The following is a 5,315-nucleotide window of genomic DNA, read 5'->3' as shown; positions in this document are numbered from 1 at the left end:
ACGCGGTGTGCCGGTTGGCGGGGCACCGGCTTCGCCTGGATGGTGGCCGGCATGCAGGAGCCGCTGGACGCCGCGCGCTCCGTGTGTGCCGTCGCCTCTGCCCTGGCGGGGTGGTCGCCTGCGCCAGCGGCCTCCCCCGGCGACTTCCTCGCCTCCGGCACTCCCAGAGCGTTGAGCTCGTCCATCAGCCTCTCCCGCTCAGGTGGCCGAAAACGAGAATGCAAAAGCACCACCTCCGGCCCGCTTCTGCGAACGAGTTTGGCCAACGCCGCCTGAACCGCCACGGCGCGCTCTACCGTGTTGAACACTGAGGCTGCGCCATCGTGAAGTGGCTGGTCAGCAGGGGTGGTGTGCCCCCGTTTCGGGCTGCTCGTACTGGTCGCGGGCCGCAGTCTGGGGTGTAGATCGTCTGGCAGGGCGGTTTTGCCGATGAGTTCACTGTCCTCGAACGGTCTACCCAGCGACACGACCGTTCTCGACAGGAGTGCCATGTCCACCATCCAGCCAGTGATCATCACTGCCGACCAGGACGTCCTGCTCGGCTTCTATACGAAATTGTTCGGCGCCGAGGAGACCTTCCGGGTACCGGCGGAAGGCCCGGCCTTCTACCTGGGCTTGCGCATCGGCGACACCGACCTCGGGCTGGTGGCCAAGGCGAACCCGGGGACTGGGGCGGCGTCGCGGATCCTGCTCAGCATCGGTGTCGACGACGTCGACGAGACGCTCGGCCGGGTGGAGGCGCTGGGTGGCTCGGTCCGCGGCGGCCCCAACGACATGCCGTGGGGACAGCGCGTCGCCCACATCCAGGACCCCGACGGCAATCCGGTGAACCTCACTCAGCCGATCCCGGCCCGGTGACGCTGTTCCGGGGGCATGTGCTGATCGTGGGCTACCTGCGGTAGAGATCAATTGTCGGTAGTGGCCTCGATGTTCGTCAGGACGAGCAGCGCGCGAAACAGGTGGGTGGCGCGGGCGGGGTCAGTACGGAGCTTGGTGAGGATCTGCCAGTTCTTCAGGTGGGCAAAGCCGCGTTCGACGGGGACGCGTCCGGCGGCCAGGACTCGGTTGGCCTCCTTCTCGGCGGATGCGAGTCTGCGGGCGCGGGTGGCCTTGAAGCCGGTGACGACCACGGGATCGTTCCCGTCGTCGTCCAGGCCGAGGAAGCCCAGGTCGGCCAGGGCGCCGAGGTCGGCAGCACGCAGGTGGGCCAGGATGCGGTCGCGGCGGGCGGCGGTGATGTCGTGGGTGCGGCCGGGCCGGGCGGCCGACGCCTGGGCAGTGAGGCGTCCTTCGCCGCGCTGTGTGGGGTCAGCCCTGTCGAGCGTTCCTCGGGCAGCCGGCAGTACCGTCGCCTCAACCGTGGCGGCGACCGGCAGGCCAACGCCGCCTTGCACCGGATCGTGCAGACTCGCCTGCGCTTCGACCCGCGCACCCAGGACTATTACGAACGCCTATCAAGGAGGGCAAGACCCGACGCGAAATCGTCCGATGCCTCAAACGCTACGCCGCCCGGGAAGTCTTCCACCTGGTCAGGCCCACACAGTCATGCCCCCCGTCATAGGGGCAGTGACACGTGAGGACCCCCGTCGGCTTGCTTCGGCGGGGGTCCGGCATAGGCGGGGACCGCGTCGGCACGCTGATGGCAGGCGAGCCACGGGCATGCGCGCATGGTCTCGTCCTGCGGGTTCCAGGAAGGCATCGGTACCCCGAGACGAGGGTGCTCTTTCGGAGGGGGGTAGCGGCTCGCACCTTCGGGTCCTGCGACTGCAGGGCACAATAGTTCGCGCGTCGTTGCTGGCGTGGGGTCTGGGGAGGGGCGTCGTGAAGTTCAGGAAGAGAACGCTGGAACTGCTGGTCGATCTCATTTGCGGGAACCTCGGTGCGGACGTCCCTCAGGGTGATGCCGAGCCTGCGTACTTCCCGTACCGGTCGAGCATGTACATCACCGAGTTCTTCGGGGAACTCGATATGGACTGGGAGCATGACGGTTCGACGCGGAACCGTTGGGTCGCGGGTGTGCTTGAGCAGTTGCTGGCGGAGCCGCACGAGGGACCTGCGCACCCGCCGGAGTCCTTCTCCAGGGTGATCGACCACCTGATGAATCCGGCGGACGCTCTCAACGAGGGGCTCGACCGGCCCAATGCCTTGCGGCTGCTGAACAATGCACTTGCCCGTGAGGGGTTCGAAGCCTTCTACGGGGAGGACAAGCACTGCTACCTGCGGCACATCGGAACGAACACCGTCTCGGTGCTGGCCAAGAACCCACATCGTCCCCTGAGTGCCGCCGAGATGCAGCGACGTGCGGCTCTTGCTGCGTTCTTGGACACGTGCAGTGAGGATGCGCTCATCGAGCAGGTGCTGCTGCCTCTTTTCCGGCAGTTGGGGTTTCAACGGATCACAGCTGCCGGGCACCGGGACAAAGCGTTGGAGTACGGCAAGGACATCTGGATGCGTTACACCCTGCCGACTCAGCACTTCCTGTACTTCGGTATCCAGGTGAAGCGCGGGAAGCTGGACGCTATGGGAAAGTCCAGGGCGGGCAATGCCAACGTTGCTGAGATTCATAACCAGGCTCTGATGATGCTGGCGCACGAGATCTTCGACCCCGAGGCCAACCGGCGCGTTCTCGTTGATCATGCTTTCATCGTGGCTGGCGGCGAGATCACCAAGGCTGCACGCAACTGGCTGGGCAATGCTTTGGACGCGGCGAAGCGGAGCCAGATCATGTTCATGGATCGCGACGACATCCTGAACCAGTTCGTTGTGACCAACTTGCCGCTTCCCGAAGGTGTACTGCCCGGTGCGATGCCATCCGGTGGTACCGCGGAAGCGCCATTCTGATGCGCTGATGCAGCTTCTCCCACCTGCCGGTCAGGCAGCGCCCTGACCTTGGCACGCGACGTACGGCGTTGCCAGGGCAGCCGCCGGTGCCCAGTCTGTGCCACCACGATTGCCCTATTCCTCAGCGCCACAATGGCGGCAGAACTTGTGCGTTGATTATCTGGACAACCTTGAGTTGCGGGGCGGTGGGTCCCTTCGATCAGGTGTCACCCCTCTGAGGACGACGTCATCGGTTCCTTGCCGGGCGGTGCTCGGCGCTCTCATCGGCGAAGACGCAGAGCCGGCTGATGCCCTCGCGATAGCTGTCTGGCGTGCCGTGGTGCTCCTTGCGGGGCGGTCCGTCGATCCACTGATGCCAGAGGCCGTCCGCGGTCAGGAATCGGGCTGCTTGATCGGCACGGAGCTTGGCGTCGAGGTGGAGGAGCGCGCCCATGGCGGCCGGCTGGTCGTAGTAGAGGTCGGGGCGTCGCAGGTAGCGATCGAGGTAGGCAGCCAGCAGGTCCGCGTCGGCGGGAGTCGCGAACGTGGCGAAGGTGACGCAGTAGGCCGAGCCTGCGAAGCAGACCTCGCTGGCAAGCAGCATTTCGCCGAGGCGTTCGCGGAACTCAGTTCTGCGGGCGACGGCGATGAGCCAGGCTGCGGTTTTGCGTTCGCGCCACGTGCCTTCGAGCAGGATGGTCAGCTCGCGGGGCGTGATATCGCCGGCGGCCTCGCCGAGCTCCCGTGTGAACTTGGTGCGTTCAGGCTCGGTCATGCGCATGAGAGGGCCGCCGAGTTTGAGGTAGCGCCTGTCGGGCGTGACGTAGCGGTGGACAAGAGCGAGCAGCTCGGGGTCCTCGTTGGCGTAACGCATAGCCGCATCCTGTCCTGGGCCCTTGTGCTGTGCGGCGAGCCGGGCCAGGGCTTGGCCACGGAAGTCGCTGAGCTCGTCGATCGTCTGCTCCGACTGGGCGAGCCGTTCCCGGAGCTTGGCGTTCTCTGCCTTGAGCCGGGCGATCTGGGCCTCGCGCGGATCGGGGATCTCGCCGGCCTCGTGCATGGCGTTCAGACGTCGTTCGAACTCGACACGGAGGTGTGCGTAGGGGCGGGTGCCGTAGAACGCAGTGCGGTCGACCGCGGCCTCGATGGTGCCCGGCATCGAGAAATCGGCCGATCATGCGGGCGGCCAGCTCCGGCTTGGTCGCGAGGACGGTGTCCTCGTCCAGGCCCGCGGCTCGGCAGCGATCTGGGTCGCGCGTCCAGGAGTGCGGTATGTACAGCTCCCGGTCCACCGCCGCGTGCCCGCGCAGTCCCGCGTAGACGAGGTAGACAGCGACTTGCGCGTTTTCGATCCTCCCGGCGGTGCCGGTGTATTGGCGCTGGACGCCGACGGTGTGCGTGCCCTTCTTCACGTCCCCGGTCTCGTCGACCACCAGCACTGCACCCTCGTCGTGTAGATGCTCCAGGACGTACTCGCGCAGGTCATCGCGCACGGCGTCGGCATCCCATCGGGCCCGGCCGAGCAGGTGCTGCATGCCGTCCGGGGTGGCCTCTCCGGCCCACTCGGCGATGCTCCAACAGTTTTTGCGTGGCAGGTCCGACAGCAGCCCCAGCATCAGATCCCGTACCCGACGCCGGGGTTCAACCCGGGCGAACCGGCCGGCTATCCGGCTCATCAGGCCCTCGAACGCTTCCTGCCAGCGAGCAGGGTCCACGCTGTGACCTGCGGCCATCGCAAGATCGTTAGTCTTCACACACCGATGATCAGCGGTGGCCGCAGCCTTCCCGCAGCCGACCCACGAGCAAGATCAAGGTCTATGGCTGGAGGTCGCGCTGGTACCAAGTGCCTGACTTGCCGCCGAGATCGGCCGGGGTGGCAGGGCCAACCGAGACGAACCCGGCCTTGGCCAAGACTTTCTGGGACGCGGCGTTGTCGTGGGAGGTGGCCGCCCGCAGTGTGAGCAGGCCGTGCATCGCTGTCGCCATCCGGCACAGCTCCCGGACGGTCGCGGTCGCCACGCCGCGGCCGGCGACCCGCTCCGCGACCCGGTAGCCGAGTCTGGCAGTACCGTCCTCCAAGTCGTACAGGTTGAACCTGCCGAGTACCGAGCCGTCCTCGGCGACGAGCACGTAGAAGGCGCAGATGCCGGCCTCCTGCTCGGCCAGCGAGGCGTTGTACCGGTCGGTGAACTGGTCGAAGAAGTCGTCGCCGCGGTCGGAGATCGAGGCAGCGAAGTAGGTGCGATTCGCCAGCTCGAAGGCCAGGACCGCCGGGGCGTGGCCGGCATGCAGCCGCTTCAGCTCGGGCATTGCCCGACTCTACCCAGATCGTGCGCTGAGGCCACCTGAGTTTCCGCCAGTGGCAGACAGCCCCAAGACCAGGGCACATAACGATCTACGGCTGGAGTATTAGTACTCCAGCAGCGTTTCGCTATCTGGTCTGGTCAGAGGCGTCGTCCGGAGTGTAGTTGGCTGATGGTGTGTCAGGGGCGGCC

At 66.5% G+C, this 5,315-nt stretch carries 6 protein-coding genes and 2 pseudogenes; 3 read left to right on the top strand and 5 right to left on the bottom strand.

The features are described from left to right. The coding region (locus ACX28W_RS43595; RefSeq protein WP_459005637.1) for a hypothetical protein at positions 1 to 185 on the bottom strand (185 nt) is incomplete at its 3' end. A gap of 304 nt (positions 186 to 489) precedes the next feature. Here ACX28W_RS43595 and ACX28W_RS43590 point away from each other — a divergent pair. Continuing rightward, positions 490 to 858, top strand: coding sequence for a VOC family protein (locus tag ACX28W_RS43590; protein ID WP_459005636.1), 369 nt, complete (start codon positions 490 to 492; stop codon positions 856 to 858). Between the two features lie 47 nt (positions 859 to 905). Here the strand turns inward: ACX28W_RS43590 and ACX28W_RS43585 are convergent, their stop codons facing one another. Continuing rightward, positions 906 to 1,238, bottom strand: a complete 333-nt coding sequence (locus tag ACX28W_RS43585; protein WP_459005638.1) for a transposase family protein — start codon at positions 1,236 to 1,238, stop codon at positions 906 to 908. Between ACX28W_RS43585 and ACX28W_RS43580 the strand changes: the two are divergent. Together ACX28W_RS43580 and ACX28W_RS43575 are read left to right on the top strand one after the other, a co-directional pair. Continuing rightward, positions 1,203 to 1,561, top strand: a pseudogene (locus ACX28W_RS43580) (transposase); the annotation flags it as partial. The gene ACX28W_RS43585 and the pseudogene ACX28W_RS43580 overlap by 36 nt on opposite strands. Before the next feature lie 260 nt (positions 1,562 to 1,821). After that, positions 1,822 to 2,841, top strand: coding sequence for a hypothetical protein (locus tag ACX28W_RS43575; RefSeq protein WP_459005635.1), 1,020 nt, complete (start codon positions 1,822 to 1,824; stop codon positions 2,839 to 2,841). Between the two features lie 226 nt (positions 2,842 to 3,067). Here ACX28W_RS43575 and ACX28W_RS43570 read toward each other — a convergent pair whose 3' ends face one another. The 3 genes and pseudogenes from ACX28W_RS43570 to ACX28W_RS43560 form a co-directional block, all read right to left on the bottom strand. Further along, a complete protein-coding gene (locus tag ACX28W_RS43570; protein ID WP_459005634.1) occupies positions 3,068 to 3,694 on the bottom strand; it encodes a DUF6000 family protein in 627 nt (208 codons plus the stop codon). Between the two features lie 280 nt (positions 3,695 to 3,974). Continuing rightward, positions 3,975 to 4,553: pseudogene (locus tag ACX28W_RS43565) on the bottom strand (IS701 family transposase); the annotation flags it as partial. Between the two features lie 82 nt (positions 4,554 to 4,635). Next, on the bottom strand, positions 4,636 to 5,130 hold the full coding sequence (locus tag ACX28W_RS43560; protein ID WP_190174025.1) for a GNAT family N-acetyltransferase: 495 nt from the start codon (positions 5,128 to 5,130) through the stop codon (positions 4,636 to 4,638). Between the last annotated feature and the right edge of the window lie 185 nt (positions 5,131 to 5,315).

The sequence above is a fragment of the Streptomyces sp. SD15 genome (genome assembly GCF_054462255.1).
This window is presented reverse-complemented; position numbering and strand designations above follow the sequence as displayed.